Raw genomic sequence first — 15,648 nt, forward strand, 5'->3', positions numbered from 1 at the left:
ATGCGGTTGGATCTCCTCGGGACGTCCCGGCGCCTTCTCCGGCAGCCTGAGCCGCACTGAACTCCGCGCGGAACCACGGATACCGGCCGACACGTCGGTCGACATTGACCGACGGCCACCCCGGGCCGATTCCGTGGGTGTACCGAGGAGAGGTTCGATGACGATTCCGAGTATTCCGGGGGCCACGCCTGGAACGAACCGCAATTGCAGCTGACGGGGATTCAGCGTACCCAAGCCCCCTGTGAAGGAATATATGGGGCCCGTCAAGAAGCCCTCGGGTACCCGAACCATGGCACCCGGGGCCGCACCCAGGCCCGGAGCCGGTGGACCGCCACCCGGAGACCCGGTGCCACGCAGGGGAAAGCTTGGACGAACCATGGCTTTCCCTTGACCTTCGACTTCCGGCCAAACCGGGACACAAACGGAGGATCGAGTCACAGCGGCGACCGGCCGACCCGAGGACTAAGGAATTCCCGGCACCGGGCGTGAGACCAAGGTGGGGTGCAGTCCCGACCGCCAGCCCCGCCCCGAGGGAGTCCGATGAGCGCCGCGCAACGGCCGATCCTGTTTGTCAGCCTTCCGGAGAGCGGTCTGCTCAACCCCCTGCTGGTACTGGCCGGTGAGCTGGCCCGACGAGGTGTGCCCGACCTCTGGTTCGCCACCGACGAGCCCCGGCGCGCCGACGTGCTCGCCCTGGCCGACCGGTCGGCGGTGGAGTTCGCCTCCCTCGGCGACGTCTTCTCCGAGCTGTCGGCGGTCAGCTGGAGCGACGAGGTGTACCGCCGGGTGACCCAGCCGTCCCGCTTCAAGGCGCACCGCGCGGTGATCCACCAGTCCTACCGACCCGACCTGCAGGCCGAGAAGTACCGCCGGCTCGCGGCCGTGGTGGACACGTGCGATCCGGCCGTGATGGTGATCGACTGCGTCAGCGCCTTCGCGGTCGACCTGGCGCTGACCCGGGGCATTCCGTTCGTCCTGAGCGTGCCGTTCCTCCCGAGCAATGTGCTCACCTCGCACAGCCCGTTCGGGCCCTCCCACACCCCGAGGGATTTCCCCGTCCCGCATTCCGGGCTTCCGTATCCGATGGGTTTCGGCCAAAGGCTGATCAACCGTCTCTTCAGGCTCCGCACACTGGCGCTCTTCTTCCACCCCAGGATGGGCAAGGTGCTTTCCGAGGACGCCCGGCTGCGCAAGGAGCTGGGCCTGCCGAAGCCCAGCCCCATGACGCGGATCGACCGTGCGGAAATGGTGCTCTGCAATTCCGTACGGGAGCTCGATTATCCGTTCGAAATCCCCGGGAAGATGAAGCTCGTCGGGGCCATGGTGCCGCCGCTGCCGGAGGCCTCGCCGGACGACGACCCGACCGGTGTCATGGACTGGCTGGACGCGCAGTCCTCCGTCGTCTACATGGGCTTCGGCACGATCACCCGGCTCACCCGGCCGCAGGTGCGCGACCTCGTGGAGGTCGCGCGGCGCCTGGACGGCCGGCACCAGGTGTTGTGGCGGCTTCCGGCCGAGCAGCAGCACCTCCTGCCGCCGCGCGACGAGCTGCCGGGCAACCTGCGGGTCGAGAGCTGGTTGCCCTCCCAGCTGGACGTGCTGGCCCACCCGAAGGTCGAGGTCTTCTTCACCCACGGCGGCGGCAACGGCTTCCACGAGGGCGTGTACTTCGGAAAACCGCTGGTGATCAGGCCGTTGTGGGTCGACTGCTACGACCAGGCCGTACGCGGACAGGACTTCGGGATCAGCCTGACATTGGACCGGCCCCAGGAGCTCGACCCGGACGACGTCGTGGACAAGCTCACCCGTGTCCTCGGGGACCGTTCCTTCCGCGAGCGCGCCGAACGCGTCGGCGAGGCGCAGCGCGTCGCCGGTGGCAGGGCGGCGGCAGCCGACCTCCTGCTCGGCCTTCCGGCCCTGGCCTGATCATCCACGCCACCGTCCCGGGCCGACCCGCGGAGCGGCAGCCCGCGCCGTGGTGGCCCGTCCCAGAGTGAGGACCCCATGCCCTTCACCATCCCCGTGTCCCGGCCGAGCCTCGACGGGCGGGAGCTGGAGTACGTCACCCGTACGATCGGCGACGGCTGGATCTCGTCGCAGGGGCCGTACGTCCGGCGTTTCGAGGAGGCCTTCGCCGATTACAACGGCTCCGCCCACGGTGTCGCCTGCTCCTCGGGCACCGCGGCCCTCACGCTGGCGCTGCGCGCGCTCGGCGTGGGGCCGGGCGACGAGGTCATCGTGCCGGAGTTCACCATGATCGCCTGCGCCTGGGCGGTGACCTACACCGGCGCCACCCCGGTGTTCGTCGACTGCGCGGACGACCTGAACATCGACGTCGACCGCATCGAGGAGCGGATCACCCCGCGCACCAAGGCGATCATGCCGGTGCACGTCTACGGCCGCCGGTGCGACATGGCGGCGGTGATGGAGATCGCCCACCAGTACAACCTGCGGGTCGTGGAGGACTCCTCCGAGGCCCACGGCATCCGCCCGGTCGGCGACATCGCCTGTTTCTCGCTGTTCGCCAACAAGATCATCACGGCGGGCGAAGGCGGCATCTGCCTCACCGACGATCCCCGGCTGGCCGGCCAGCTCGCGCACCTGCGGGCCATGGCCTTCACCGCCGACCACAGCTTCCTGCACAAGAAGCTCGCCTACAACTTCCGCATGACGGCCATGCAGGCCGCCGTCGCCCTTGCCCAGACCGAGCGCCTGGACGAGTTCCTCGCGGCCCGCAAGGAGATCGAGCGGCGCTACGACGAGGGCCTCAAGGACGTCCCCGGGATCACCCTGATGCCGCCCCGGGACGTGCTGTGGATGTACGACCTGCGGGCCGAACGCCGCGCGGAGCTCCGGGAGTTCCTGGCCGGGGAGGGTATCGAGACCCGGTTGTTCTTCCAGCCGATGAGCCGCCAGCCCGGCTACCTCGACCCGGCCTGGACCGGCCTCAACGCGACCCGCTTCGCCGCCGACGGCCTTTACCTGCCCACTTACACCGCCCTGACCATCGCCGACCAGGACCGCGTGATCGAGCGGGTCCGCGCGTTCTACGACGCGTCCTGACGCGCGCATCACGCCCGAGGGAGACCCGACGACATGACGAACGCCGAACCGTGGGTGGTCGACTTCCCGCTGCGCAGGCCCGGTGAGGCCTCTCCGCCGCCCCGCTACCAGGACTACCGCGAGCACAGCGGCCTGGTGGTGTGCCACCTGCCCAACGGGAACCGGGTGTGGCTGGTCACCCGGCACGAGGACGTCCGGGCCGTCCTGACCGACCGCAGGATCAGCTCCAACCCCGACCACCCGGGGTTCCCCAACATCAGCCAGACCATGGGCGTGCCCCGCCAGGAGCAGATCCCCGGATGGTTCGTCGGCCTGGACTCGCCCGAGCACGACCGTTTCCGCAAGGCACTCATCCCCGAGTTCAGCGTCCGCCGCGTCCGGGAACTGCGGCCCGCGGTCGAGCAGACCGTGGACCGGTGCATCGACGCCGTGCTGGCCGGCGGCAACGAGGCCGACCTGGTCGCCGACTTCGCCCTGCCCGTCCCCTCGCTGGTCATCTCGGCCCTGCTCGGCGTACCGCCGGTCGACCGGGACTTCTTCGAGTCCCGCACCCGCACCCTGGTGGCGATCCGGGCCTCCACCGACCAGCAGCGCGACACCGCCTCGCGCGAACTGCTGCGCTACATCAACCGGTTGGTCGCCATCAAGCAGAAGTGGCCCGGTGACGACCTGATCAGCCGGCTGCTGGCGACCGGCGCGATCGAGCCCCGGGAGATGTCCGGGGTGCTGATGCTGCTGCTGATCGCCGGGCACGAGACCACCGCCAACAACATCGCGCTCGGCGTGGTCACCCTGCTGAACAACCCCCAGTGGATCGGGGACGACCGGGTGGTCGAGGAGACGCTGCGCATCCACTCGGTGGCCGACCTGGTCTCCCTGCGGGTCGCGACCGAGGACGTCGAGATCGCCGGCCAGCCGATCCGGGCCGGCGAGGGCATCATCCCGCTGGTGGCCGCGGCCAACCACGACGAGCGGGCCTTCGCCTGCCCGCACGCCTTCGACCCCGCCCGCACCGAGCGCCACCACGTGGCCTTCGGCTACGGCGTCCACCAGTGCCTGGGCCAGAACCTCGTCCGGATCGAGATGGAGATCGCCTACCGCAGGCTCTTCGAGCGCATCCCGGGCCTGCACCTGGCGGTGCCGACCGAGGAACTGCCGCTCAAGTACGACGGCGTGCTGTGCGGCCTGCACGCGCTGCCGGTCCGCTGGTAGCCCCCGCCCACGACACCGTCCCAGGAGGGATGTCCATGCGCGTCACCGTCGACACCGCCCGCTGCGTCGGCGCCGGCCAGTGCGTGCTCAACGCCGGCGCCGTCTTCGACCAGGACCACGACGGCGTGGTCGAACTGCTCGACCACGCCGCGGCCGACGAACACCCGGAGGCGGTCGTGCTGGCCGCCACGCTCTGCCCGTCCGGCGCCATCACCGTCCACCGGGACTGAATCCCGCACCGAAAGAGGACCGACCCATGACCAGTCCCGGCACGTCGAGCACGCTGTGGCTGCGCCGCTTCCACCCGGGAGCCGACCACCCCGTGCGGCTGGTGTGCTTCCCGCACGCCGGCGGCTCCGCCAGCTTCTACCACCCCGTCTCCACGGCCCTCGCCGGCGACACCGAGCTGATAGCCCTGCAGTACCCCGGCCGACAGGACCGCCGCCTGGAACCCTGCATCGAGGACATCGACACCCTCGCCGACCGGATCACCGACGAGCTGCTCACCCTGGACGACCGTCCCACCGTCTTCTTCGGCCACAGCATGGGCGCCGTCCTCGCCTTCGAGACCGCCTGGCGGCTCGAAGGGAAGGGCACCCACGCGCCCCGGGCCGTCATCGCCTCCGGCCGCCGGGCGCCGTCCACCACGCGGACCGAGACCGTGCACCGACAGGACGACGAGGGCGTCATCGCCGAGCTCAAGCTCCTCAACGGCACCAGCGCCCAACTGCTCGGCGACGAGGAGATCCTGCGCATTGCGATGCCCGCGATCCGGGCCGACTACCGCGCCGTCGAACGCTACGCCTGCGGGCCGGAGCGCGTCCTCGGCTGCCCGATCACCGCGCTCACCGGGGACGCCGACCCGCGGACCACCGTCGCCGAGGCCCGGGCCTGGCAGGACCACACCACCGGCGCCTTCCGGCTCCGGGTCCTCCCCGGGGGCCACTTCTTCCTCGCCGAGCAGCAGGCGGCAGTCCTGCGGGAGATCACCTCGGAACTCGCCGCGCTCCGCTGAACAACCTCCGGCGGCCCCGGCAGGACAAGGACCCAGATGCGCACTCTCCTGGTCGACAACTACGACTCGTTCACCTACAACCTGTTCCACTACCTCGCCGAGGTCAACGGGCGGGAGCCGGAGGTCGTCCGCAACGACGATCCGTCCTTCCGGCCCGAGCTGCTCGACGACTTCGACGCCGTCGTCCTCTCCCCGGGCCCCGGCACCCCGCACAACCCCGCCGACTTCGGCCACTGCGCCGGGATCGCCCGCGAGGGCCGGTTGCCCGTCCTGGGCGTGTGCCTCGGCCACCAGGGCCTCGCCCTCGCCCACGGCGCCGGCGTCGGCCGGGCGCCCGAGCCCCGGCACGGGCGCACCTCGGACGTGCGGCACACCGGCACCGGGCTCTTCCGCCACCTGCCCAATCCGCTGGAGGTCGTCCGCTACCACTCGCTCGCGGTCACCAGCCTCTCCCCCGCCTTGGAACCGATCGCCTGGGCGACCGACGACGGCGTGGTGATGGCCCTGCGCCACCGCGAACTCCCGCTGTGGGGCGTCCAGTTCCACCCGGAGTCGATAGGCACCGAGGCCGGACACCGGCTGCTCGCGAACTTCCGGGACCTCGCCGAACAGTCCAACCACGGACAGGGCCGCAGCCGTCGACGCGGCCACGCCGTTCCGCCGACGGCCGGCGCGCAGTCCGTCCCCGCGCCGCTCCCGGCCACCCGGCAGCTGACCGTCCTGGCCCGGAAGATCGACACCCGGTGGGACGCCGAGACCGTCTTCGACCGGCTCTTCCGTACCGGCAGCCACCCGTTCTGGCTGGACAGCAGCCTCCCCGGCGGGCGGCTCGGCCAGGTCTCCGTCGTGGGCGACGCTTCGGGCCCGCTCGCCCGGGTGGCGAGCGCGGACGTCTCCCGGGGGACCGTCACGGTGACGGCCGGGGGCCGTACACAGGTGCTGGAGGAAGAGTTCCTACGCTGGCTCGACGCGGACCTGCGCTCGCTGCGCACGGAGGTGCCCGCGCTGCCGTTCGACTTCGCGCTCGGCTGGGTCGGCTGCCTCGGCTACGAGCTCAAGGCCGAGTGCGGCGGCGACCACGCCCACCGGTCGCCCGACCCGGACGCCGTCATGGTGTTCGCCGACCGGGCGGTCGTCCTGGACCACCGCGCGGGCGCCGCCCACCTGCTCGCCCTGGCCGAGGACGGCCAGGAGGGCCCCGCCCGGGCCTGGCTGCGGGACACCGCCGCCCGTCTCACCGGGCCGGTGCCGCGCACCGACCCGCCGGCCCACGACCCGCCCGGCCTGCCCGGCCTGCCCGCCCGTCTGCGGCTGCGCCACCCCCGTGAGGACTACCTCAAGCTCATCGACGCCTGCCAGGACGAGATCCGGGCCGGCGAGACCTACGAGGTCTGCCTCACCAACATGGTCGACGCCCCGGCCGCGTTCGACCCATGGCAGGCCTACCGCGCCCTGCGGCGGATCAGCCCGGCACCCTTCGCCGCCTTCCTCGGCTTCGACGGACTGTCCGTGCTCAGCTCCTCCCCCGAACGCTTCCTGCGGATCGGGCCGGACGGCGTGATGGAGTCGAAACCCATCAAGGGCACCCGTCCGCGCGGCGCCACCCCGCAGGAGGACACCCTGCTGGTCGCCGACCTGGCGACCAGCGAGAAGGACCGGGCCGAGAACCTCATGGTCGTCGACCTCGTACGGCACGATCTCGGCCGGTGCGCCGAGACCGGATCCGTCGTCGCCGACCCGCTCTTCGACGTCGAGACGTACGCCACCGTCCACCAGCTGGTCAGCACCGTACGGGCGCGGCTGCGCCCCGGGTGCAGCACGGTCGACGGCGTGCGGTCGGCCTTCCCCGGCGGCTCGATGACCGGCACGCCCAAGATCCGCACCATGCAGATCATCGACCGCCTGGAGAACGGCCCGCGCGGCATCTACTCGGGCGCGATCGGCTACTTCTCGCTGACCGGGGCCGCCGATCTGAGCATCGTCATCCGCACCGCCGTGGTGAGCGGGGGACGGCTGCGCTACGGGGTGGGCGGCGCGATCATCGCCCTCTCCGACGCCGAGGCCGAGTTCGACGAGACGGTAGTGAAGGCCCGCCCTCTGCTGGCGCTCCTGGGCACCGCGTTCCCCGAGCAGCACCCGATCGTTCCCCGTGCCGCCCCGCGCCGGCTCCAGAACGCCTCCAGGGCTTTCCCGGCGGCCTCCGACCGAGGATGACAGCCGCAACCCGCACCGACCCCGGGAGTGAAGGTGTCCGTTCACAGCGATGACTACACGATCGATCCGGCCTCCGGGGCACCCGGGGCGCTGGGCGGTCACACCCTGCCCGGGGTGTTCGCGGCGGCCGTACGACGCGCCCCCGACGCCGTCGCCCTGGTCGACGGGGAACGCGAGCTGACCTGGCGTCAGTGGCAGGCGGAAGTGGCCTCGCTGGCCCGGGCGCTCCAGGAACTGGGCGTGGGCCCGGGCGACGTGGTCGCCGTCCAGCTGCCGAACTGCTGGGAGTACCAGACCGCCCACCTGGCCGCCGCCACCGTCGGCGCGGTCATGCTGCCGGTGCACGCCGGATACGGCGCCGCCGACGTCCGGGCGCTGCTGGGCCGGGTGGACCCGGTGGCGGCCCTGCTCGCGCCGGAGGCGGCGGGCACCGCCCCCGAGCTGTCGGCGGCCGTGCCGTCACTGCGGGCGGTCCTCGTCGCGGGGGATCCGGACGGGCTGCCGCCCGGAGCCCGCTCGCTGGCCCGGACGGTGGCGGAGCACGCGGGCCGGGAACCACACCCGGTCGAGGTCCTGCCGGACCAGCCGCTGGTCCTGATCCCCTCCTCCGGCACCACCTCGGCGCGGCCCAAGATCTGCCTGCACAGCCACGACGGCCTGCTCTCCAACACCGCCCCCGTCGCCGAGGAGGGCGGCGCGGCCTTCGCCGACGCCATCCTGACGGCCTGCCCGCTCACCCACCTGTTCGGCCTGCAGTCCCTGCACACCGCCCTGTTCCGGGCCTGCCGGCAGGTGCTGCTGCGCAGCTGGGATCCCGAGCACTTCCTCGCGCTCGCCCGGCGCACCGCACCCAGCGCGGTCTTCGCCGTCCCGACGCAGCTCCACGACGTCGTCGGTGCCCTAGCCCGCGACGGACAGTCCGCCGGGTTCCGGCCACAGCAGGTGCGCACCGCCGGGGCCGCGCTGCCCGCCGCGCTGGCCGCGGACGTGCGGACGGCACTCGGCGGCGAGCTGGTGGTGGTGTGGGGCATGTCCGAACTGGGCACCGGCACCCGTACCTCGGCGGCCGACCCGGACGGGGCCGCGGTGCGCAGCGTGGGCCGGCCGACCACCGGGGCGCGCATGCGGATCGTCGGCGAGGACGGGCACGAACTGCCTCCGGGGGCACCGGGCGACCTCCAGTACCGCAGCCCGAGCATGTTCCGCGGCTACTACCGGGAGCCCGCGCTGACCCGCGCCGCGCTCACCCCGGACGGCTGGCTGCGCACCGGCGACCGGGCGAGCCTCGGCACCGACGGGCGGCTCTCGTTCCACGGCCGGGCGGCGGAGCTGATCAACGTGGGCGGGCGGAAGTTCGACGCGACCGAGATCCAGGAGCTGCTGGCCGCGATGCCCGGTATCGGGGCACTCGCCGTCGTCGGCCGGCCGGACGAACGCCTGGGCGAGTACCCCTGCCTGGTGCTCACCCGCCGGGCCGCCCCGGGCATCGGCCTGCGGGAGGTGACCGGCTTCCTGAAGGCCCGCGAGGTCGCCGAGTACAAGATCCCGCTGGAGCTGCTGACCGTCGACGAACTGCCGCGCACCCCGGCGGGCAAGCTCCACCGGCGGGCTCTGGAGGAGCTGGTGGCCGCCGATCGGGCGCCGGGGACGGCGGGCGAGGGCCCGGCGCCGCTCGACTACGGCGACGCGCTGGACCTGGTGCGGCGCTGTGCGGCCGAGGCGGCGGGCCGCGGCGCCGAGGACGAGCCGATCGGCGCGCAGACCGCGTTCCGGGCGTACGGGTTGGACTCGGTGCGCACCATCCGGCTGCGCAACCTGCTGGTGGAGGCCACCGGGCGGCCGCTGCCGGTGAGCCTCGGCTTCGACCACCCCTACCCGGCGGCGATCGCCCGGGTGCTGTCCGGCACGGCCGCGGACCGGGCGGACGAGGAGCCGGACGCCGCCCCGGCGGACGAGCCGGTCGCCATCGTCGGCATGGCCTGCCGCCTGCCCGGCGGGATCACCTCACCCGAGGACCTGTGGACACTGGTCACCGACGGCACCCACGCCTCCTCCGCCTTCCCCGACGACCGTGGCTGGGACCTCGACGGCCTGTTCCACGAGGACCCGGACCACCCCGGCACCTCGTACGCACGCCGGGGCGGCTTCCTGCCCGACGCCGGCCGGTTCGACGCCGGGTTCTTCGGCTTCTCGCCCCGCGAGGCCCTGGCCGCCGACCCGCAGCAGCGGCTGCTGCTGGAGACCGCCTGGGAGGCGCTGGAAGACGCCCGGATCGACCCGAGCACCCTGCGCGGCAGCCGTACCGGGGTGTTCACCGGCGCCATGTACCACGACTACGGCACCCGGCCGGGGGCGGGCGCCCCGGCGGACCTGGAGGGCCTGCTGGCGATCGGTACGGCCGGCAGCGCGCTGGCCGGGCGGATCTCGTACGTCCTCGGGCTCCAGGGCCCCGCGCTCACGGTGGACACCGCCTGCTCGTCCTCGCTGACGGCCCTGCACCTCGCCTGCCGCTCGCTGCGCTCGGGCGAGTCCTCGCTCGCCCTGGCGGGCGGCGTCGCGGTGATGGCCACCCCGGCGTCCTTCGTCGAGTTCTCCAGGCTGCGCGGGCTCGCCCCCGACGGCCGCTGCAAGGCCTTCTCGGACGACGCCGACGGCGCGGCCTGGGCCGAAGGGGTGGGCCTGCTCGTCCTGGAGCGGCTGAGCGACGCGCGCCGCCACGGGCACCCGGTGCTCGCCCTCGTCCGGGGCTCGGCCGTCAACCAGGACGGCGCCTCGAACGGCATAACCGCACCCAACGGCCCGGCGCAGCAGCGGGTGATCCGGCGCGCCCTCGCCGACGCCGGGCTCGGTCCCGCGGACGTGGACGCCGTCGAGGCCCACGGCACCGGAACGGCCCTGGGCGATCCGATCGAGGCGCAGGCCCTGCTGGCGGTGCACGCCGGCGAGCGGCCTGCGGACCGGCCGCTCTGGCTGGGGTCCGTGAAGTCCAACCTCGGACACACCCAGGCGGCGGCCGGAGTGGCCGGGGTGATCAAGACGGTGCAGGCCCTGCGGCACGGCCTGCTGCCGCGCACGCTCCACGTCACCGAGCCCACCACCCGGGTGGACTGGTCCTCCGGCGCGGTCCGAGTGCTCACCGAGGCCCGGCCGTGGCCCCGGGAGACCGGCCGGGTACGGCGGGCCGGAGTGTCCTCGTTCGGGATCAGCGGGACCAACGCGCACGTCGTGCTGGAGGAGGCGCCCGCGACGGCCCAGCCTGACGGCGACGCCTCGGGCGGGACCGGGCCGGTGCCGTTCGTGCTCTCCGCCCGCAGCGAGCCCGCGCTGCGCGCCCAGGCCGGGCGACTTGCCGAGCACGCCGCCGCCCACCCGGAGCATGCCCTGCCCGACCTCGCCCACGCACTGGGCACCACCCGCGCGGTACACGGCCACCGAGCCGTGTTGCTCGCCGCCGAGCACAGCGAACTCGTCACCGCTCTACGGCAGTTCGCCGCCGGGGAGCCCACCGCGGTCACTCCGGTGACGGGCCGACGGGACGGCGACGGGCGACTCGCCTTCCTGTTCGCCGGGCAGGGCAGCCAGCGGCCCGGCATGGGGCGTGAACTCGCCCGGGCCTTCCCGGTGTTCGCGGCCGCCCTGGAGGAGGTGTGCGGCGCGCTCGACCCGCTGCTGCCGCGGCCGCTGCGCTCCGTCCTGTGGGACGCGACGGAACTGTCGGACCGGACGGAGTTCGCGCAGCCCGCGCTGTTCGCCCACGAGGTCGCACTGCACCGCCTCCTCGCCTCCTGGGGTGTGCGCCCGGACCTGCTCGCCGGGCACTCGGTCGGCGAGATCGCCGCCGCCCACGTGGCCGGGGTGCTGCCACTGTCCGACGCCTGCGTGTTGGTCGCCGCCCGGGGACGGCTGATGCAGGCCCTCCCGGCCGGTGGCGCGATGCTCGCCGTCCGGGCCACCGAGAACGAAGTCCGCCCCCTGCTCGGCGAGTTCGTCTCGCTCGCGGCGGTGAACGGCCCGTCCTCGGTGGTCGTCTCCGGTGCGGCCGAAGCGATCGAGGCGATCGAAGCACACTTCGCGGACCGGAGGACGACGCGGCTGCGCGTCTCGCACGCATTCCACTCCCCACTGCTGGACCCGATGCTGGCGGAGTTCCGCGAGGTCCTCGAAGGTCTGTCGTTCGACGCGCCCACCGTCCCGCTGGTCTCCTCGGTCACCGGCCGACCGCTGACCGAGGACGAGGCCCGCGACCCCGGCCACTGGATCCGGCAGGCCCGCGAACCGGTCCGGTTCCGGGACACCGTCGAACGGCTGCGCGCGGAACGGGTCGACGCCTACCTGGAGCTCGGGGCCGCCGCCGCGCTCGCGCCGATGGTCGCGGAGTGCCTGGCCGCCGAGGACGGCGGCCGCCGCGAACCCTCCGCCGCCGTCATCACCACCGGCGCCACGGACCGGGCCGACGAGACCCGGGAAGTGCTCGCCGCCGTCGCGCGGCTGCACCTGCACGGCGTGCCGGTGGACTGGGACACCGTACTCCCCGGAGCCCGGCCGGTGCCCCTGCCGACCTACCCGTTCCAGCGGGAGGCGTACTGGCTGACGGCCTCCACCTCGGTGACCGCGACACCACTCGCCCCCGACGCGCCGTCCACCCCGGTCGCCGGGCCGATCGCCGCGGCGACCACCGAGGAACGCGCCGGCATCCTCCGCGAGCTGGTCCTGGCGGAGACCGCGGCCGTGCTCGGGCGGGCCACCGCCGAACTGGACGCCGGACAGGCCTTCAAGGACCTCGGCGTCAACTCCGTCAACGCGCTCGAACTGCGCGAGCGGATCGCCGCCGCCACCGGCACCGTGCTCCCCGCGACCCTGGTGTTCGACCACCCGACCCCGGAGGCCGTCGCCCGCGCCGTCGACGCCCACCTCGGCCGAGGCGCCGAGCGGCCGGCCACGGCGGCCGAGCTGGTCGACCGGCTGGCCGAACTGCTCGCCACCGGCCCGGCCCTCGACGCGGCCACCGCCACCCGGCTGCGCGACCTCGCCCGGCACAGCGCCCCGCCGAGCGGCCGGGCGAGCACGAGCTCCGGACCGGACCTCGACACGGCCACCGACGAGGACCTGTTCCGCCTGATGGACGCCCTCGACTGACGACCACCGACCCCGCCGCCACCCATCACCCCACGGAAAGCAGTCCATGACCGCCCGCACTCCCCCGCGCCCGCCATCCGCAGCCGACCGCGACCTCGTGATCGAGGCGGTCGACGTCGGCATGGCCTTCGGCACCGTCCGCGCGCTCGACTCCGTCAGCCTCGCCGTCCCCCGGGGCAGTGTGCTCGCCCTGCTCGGCCACAACGGCGCCGGCAAGACCACCCTGGTGAACGTCCTCACCACCGCCCTGGCACCCACCTCCGGCCGGGCCACCGTCGCCGGGTACGACGTCCGCCACCGCCCTGCCGAGGTCCGCCGCAGGATCGGCCTCACCGGCCAGTACGCCACCGTCGACGGACGGATCAGCGGGCGGGACAACCTCCTCCTGCTCGCCCGGCTGCTCGGGGCCGGTCGCCGCGCCGCCCGAGCCCGAGCCGATGAACTGCTCGACCTGTTCGACCTCGGGGACGTGGCCGACCGGCCTGCCCGCGGCTACTCCGGCGGGCTGCGTCGCCGCCTCGACCTGGCCGCGAGCCTGGTGGGGCGGCCGGACGTGGTGTTCCTCGACGAACCGACCACCGGCCTGGACCCGGTGAGCCGGCTCGGCCTGTGGGAGATCGTCGAAGGGCTGGTGACGGAGGGCACCACCGTCCTGCTCACCACCCAGTACCTGGACGAAGCCGACCGGCTCGCCGATTCCGTCACCGTGCTCTCCGGCGGCACCGTCGTCGCCGCCGGCACCCCCGCCGAGCTCAAGGCCCGGGTGGGCCGGCGCACCGTCACCGTCGTCCTCGACGGCAGCGGATCCGAAGATCCGGAGCGTGCCGCCGAGTCGCTGCACCGGGCCGGGCTGGCACCCGTCCCGGGCCGCGACGGCACCGCCCTGGTCGTCCCCATCGAAGCCACCCGCGACATCGCGGCCGTGGTCCGGGCCCTCGACGCGGTCGGGGTCGAGGCCACCGAACTCACCTTCGGAGAACCCGGCCTGGAGGACGTCTACCTCGCCCTCGCGCATCGCCCCGACCCCCCGGAAGGACCCTCTCGGTGACCACCACGCTCGCCACCGGCCGGCCGCCCCGCGCCGAGACACCCGCCCCACCCGCCTGGCAGGGCAGTTCGCGGCTCACCCAGGTCCGCATCCTGACCGGGCGGTCACTGCGCGCGCTCGTCACGGACCCCGCCGTCCTGCTCTTCGGGCTGCTCCAGCCCGTCATCACCCTCGTGGTGCTCTCCCAGGTCTTCAGCCGGATGGGCCTGCCGCCGCACTTCCCTCCGGACGTCACGTACCTGGACTTCGTCCTGCCGGCCGTCCTGGTGGACAACGCCGTGCAGTCCGCCGTCCAGTCCGGCGTCGGGCTGGTCGAGGACCTGCAGAACGGCATCGTCGCCCGGCTGCGCTGCCTGCCGGTCGCGCCCAGCTCGTTGCTGATGGCCCGCAGCCTCACCACCCTGGTGCGCGCGGCCGTCCAGGCCGCGGTCATCCTGCTGCTCGGCACCACCGTGCTCGGCTACTCCCCGCGCGGCGGTGTCGGCGCGGTCACCGCCTCGATCGGGCTGACCCTCTTCATGAGCTGGGCGCTCGGCTGGCTGTTCATCGCCGCGGCGGCCTGGCTCCGGCGGGCCGAGCCGATCCAGAACCTGGCGATCATCGCCGTGCTCCCGCTGATGTTCGCCTCCAGCGCCTACGTCCCGACCGCCGACCTGCCGGGCTGGCTCGCCGCCGTCGCCCACGTCAATCCGCTCACCTACGCGATCGACACGACGCGCGCCCTGGCGCTCGGCCTGCCCGGGACGGGCACCGCCGTTCCGGCGCTGCTGCTCGGCGCCACGGTGGCGGGGGTCGGCGCGTGGCTCGCGGTGCTCGGCTTCCGCCGGCCTCTGACGCCGCGCTGAACCGGGAACACGACCGGCCGGGCCCCTTCCGCGTGGTGCGGAAGGGGCCCGGCCGTCGGCGTGTCAGGAAGTCGTCCGCACCGCCGACGAGTACAGCGGCCAGCCCTCGTGGTCCGGGCGGCAGGACACCTCGGCGAACCACCCGGACTCCCGCAGCAGCGCGGGCACCGTCGCGCCGTGGAGGTGGCCGTGCTCGACCACCAGCGCACCGCCCGGCCGCAGCAGCCCGGCCGCCGCCTCCACCACCTGCCGGACGACGCGCAGGCCGTCGGCGCCGCCGAACACGGCCTGCCGGGGCTGGTAGCGGCCGAACTCGTCCGGTACCTCGGCCGTGTCCGGCATGAACGGCGGGTTGGCGAGCACGAGGTCCGCTTCACCGGCCAGCCCGGTCAGCGCGCCCGCCCGGTCGGCCCCGCCCTCGTGCACCGTGATCGCGGTGTCCCCGAGCGCGGCCCGCCGGGCGGCGTTGCGGCGGGCGAAGTCCGCGGCGACCGGATCGAACTCGACCGCGTGCACCCGGGCGTCCGGCCGGTGGTGTGCCAGGGCCAGGCCGATCGCTCCGGAGCCGGCGCACAGGTCCACCACCGTCGGCCCGGCGACCCCGTCGACGCTCTCCCGACCGGCCGCCAGCACCAGCTCGCTCTGCACCCGGGGAACGAACACGCCCGGCCCGACCACGAGTTCCAGGCCGGCGAACGCGGCCCGCCCGGTCAGGTGGCCCAGCGGCACCCCCTCGGCTCTTCTGCCCACCAGGTCACGCAGCCGTCGGACGGCTCTGCCGTCGAGCACCCGCTCCCGGTCCAGTCCGGCCGGTCCGTCGCCGAGCACCCGTGCCGCCAGTTCTTCGGCTTCCCGCAGTGCCTCCGCGGGTGTTGTTCCCCGAAGAGTCAGCGCCGCCTCGTCGAGCAGGTCCCCCAGTGTCGTCGGCCTCATCCGTCGCCTCCCGGCTCGTGGTGCGGCCCCTCGGCCGCACGATGCCGCCCACTGTGCGACCGGAACGGCTAGGTGAGCTTCCAGAACTGGCGTCCGAGCGGGGGTGCCTGCGGAAAGAGCCCGCGTACGAAGCCCGTCGCGGGGGCCCAGGGGGCTCCCGCGACGGGAAGGGCCGGACCGGG

General features: G+C 73.7%; 10 protein-coding genes. 9 read left to right on the forward strand and 1 reads right to left on the reverse strand.

Features of this window, described 5'->3' with window-relative positions:
- The first annotated feature begins 540 nt into the window (after nucleotides 1–540).
- From ACIRST_RS17375 to ACIRST_RS17415, 9 genes are all read left to right on the forward strand, one after another.
- On the forward strand, nucleotides 541–1,926 hold the full coding sequence (locus ACIRST_RS17375) for a glycosyltransferase (RefSeq protein ID WP_402802992.1): 1,386 nt from the start codon (nucleotides 541–543) through the stop codon (nucleotides 1,924–1,926).
- Between the two features lie 78 nt (nucleotides 1,927–2,004).
- Nucleotides 2,005–3,063, forward strand: coding sequence for a DegT/DnrJ/EryC1/StrS family aminotransferase (locus tag ACIRST_RS17380; protein ID WP_402802993.1), 1,059 nt, complete (start codon nucleotides 2,005–2,007; stop codon nucleotides 3,061–3,063).
- 33 nt (nucleotides 3,064–3,096) lie between these two features.
- The gene (locus ACIRST_RS17385; protein ID WP_402802994.1) at nucleotides 3,097–4,275 is read left to right on the forward strand and encodes a cytochrome P450; all 1,179 of its coding nucleotides are present in this window, start codon (nucleotides 3,097–3,099) and stop codon (nucleotides 4,273–4,275) included.
- Nucleotides 4,276–4,310: 35 nt separating this feature from the next.
- Complete coding sequence (locus ACIRST_RS17390) at nucleotides 4,311–4,505, forward strand: ferredoxin (protein WP_396546389.1); 195 nt, start codon at nucleotides 4,311–4,313, stop codon at nucleotides 4,503–4,505.
- A gap of 26 nt (nucleotides 4,506–4,531) precedes the next feature.
- On the forward strand, nucleotides 4,532–5,290 hold the full coding sequence (locus ACIRST_RS17395; RefSeq protein ID WP_402802995.1) for a thioesterase II family protein: 759 nt from the start codon (nucleotides 4,532–4,534) through the stop codon (nucleotides 5,288–5,290).
- A gap of 36 nt (nucleotides 5,291–5,326) precedes the next feature.
- Nucleotides 5,327–7,504 (forward strand): aminodeoxychorismate synthase component I, encoded by a 2,178-nt coding sequence (pabB, locus tag ACIRST_RS17400; RefSeq protein ID WP_402802996.1) that lies wholly within the window; start codon nucleotides 5,327–5,329, stop codon nucleotides 7,502–7,504.
- Between the two features lie 33 nt (nucleotides 7,505–7,537).
- Nucleotides 7,538–12,640 carry a beta-ketoacyl synthase N-terminal-like domain-containing protein gene (locus ACIRST_RS17405; RefSeq protein WP_402802997.1) on the forward strand — a complete coding sequence of 1,701 codons (5,103 nt, stop codon included), beginning with the start codon at nucleotides 7,538–7,540 and terminating at the stop codon, nucleotides 12,638–12,640.
- 46 nt (nucleotides 12,641–12,686) lie between these two features.
- Nucleotides 12,687–13,688 carry an ATP-binding cassette domain-containing protein gene (locus tag ACIRST_RS17410; RefSeq protein ID WP_402802998.1) on the forward strand — a complete coding sequence of 334 codons (1,002 nt, stop codon included), beginning with the start codon at nucleotides 12,687–12,689 and terminating at the stop codon, nucleotides 13,686–13,688.
- The gene (locus tag ACIRST_RS17415; protein WP_402802999.1) at nucleotides 13,685–14,533 is read left to right on the forward strand and encodes an ABC transporter permease; all 849 of its coding nucleotides are present in this window, start codon (nucleotides 13,685–13,687) and stop codon (nucleotides 14,531–14,533) included. Before ACIRST_RS17410 ends, ACIRST_RS17415 begins: the two co-directional genes overlap by 4 nt.
- 63 nt (nucleotides 14,534–14,596) lie before the next feature.
- On the opposite strand, the gene ACIRST_RS17420 is transcribed toward ACIRST_RS17415, so the two are convergent.
- Nucleotides 14,597–15,466 carry a N5-glutamine methyltransferase family protein gene (locus tag ACIRST_RS17420; RefSeq protein WP_402803000.1) on the reverse strand — a complete coding sequence of 290 codons (870 nt, stop codon included), beginning with the start codon at nucleotides 15,464–15,466 and terminating at the stop codon, nucleotides 14,597–14,599.
- Nucleotides 15,467–15,648 lie beyond the last annotated feature (182 nt).

This window comes from Kitasatospora sp. NPDC101447 (assembly GCF_044767225.1).
GTDB lineage: Bacteria > Actinomycetota > Actinomycetes > Streptomycetales > Streptomycetaceae > Kitasatospora.

What these genes read in the sequence shown, in the direction of transcription:
- ACIRST_RS17420 (WP_402803000.1), bottom strand. Translation starts at nt 15,466, where the DNA reads ATGAGGCCGACGACACTGGGGGACCTGCTCGACGAGGCGGCGCTGACT.
- ACIRST_RS17375 (WP_402802992.1), top strand. Translation starts at nt 541, where the DNA reads ATGAGCGCCGCGCAACGGCCGATCCTGTTTGTCAGCCTTCCGGAGAGC.
- pabB (WP_402802996.1), top strand. Translation starts at nt 5,327, where the DNA reads ATGCGCACTCTCCTGGTCGACAACTACGACTCGTTCACCTACAACCTG.
- ACIRST_RS17385 (WP_402802994.1), top strand. Translation starts at nt 3,097, where the DNA reads ATGACGAACGCCGAACCGTGGGTGGTCGACTTCCCGCTGCGCAGGCCC.
- ACIRST_RS17390 (WP_396546389.1), top strand. Translation starts at nt 4,311, where the DNA reads ATGCGCGTCACCGTCGACACCGCCCGCTGCGTCGGCGCCGGCCAGTGC.
- ACIRST_RS17380 (WP_402802993.1), top strand. Translation starts at nt 2,005, where the DNA reads ATGCCCTTCACCATCCCCGTGTCCCGGCCGAGCCTCGACGGGCGGGAG.
- ACIRST_RS17395 (WP_402802995.1), top strand. Translation starts at nt 4,532, where the DNA reads ATGACCAGTCCCGGCACGTCGAGCACGCTGTGGCTGCGCCGCTTCCAC.
- ACIRST_RS17410 (WP_402802998.1), top strand. Translation starts at nt 12,687, where the DNA reads ATGACCGCCCGCACTCCCCCGCGCCCGCCATCCGCAGCCGACCGCGAC.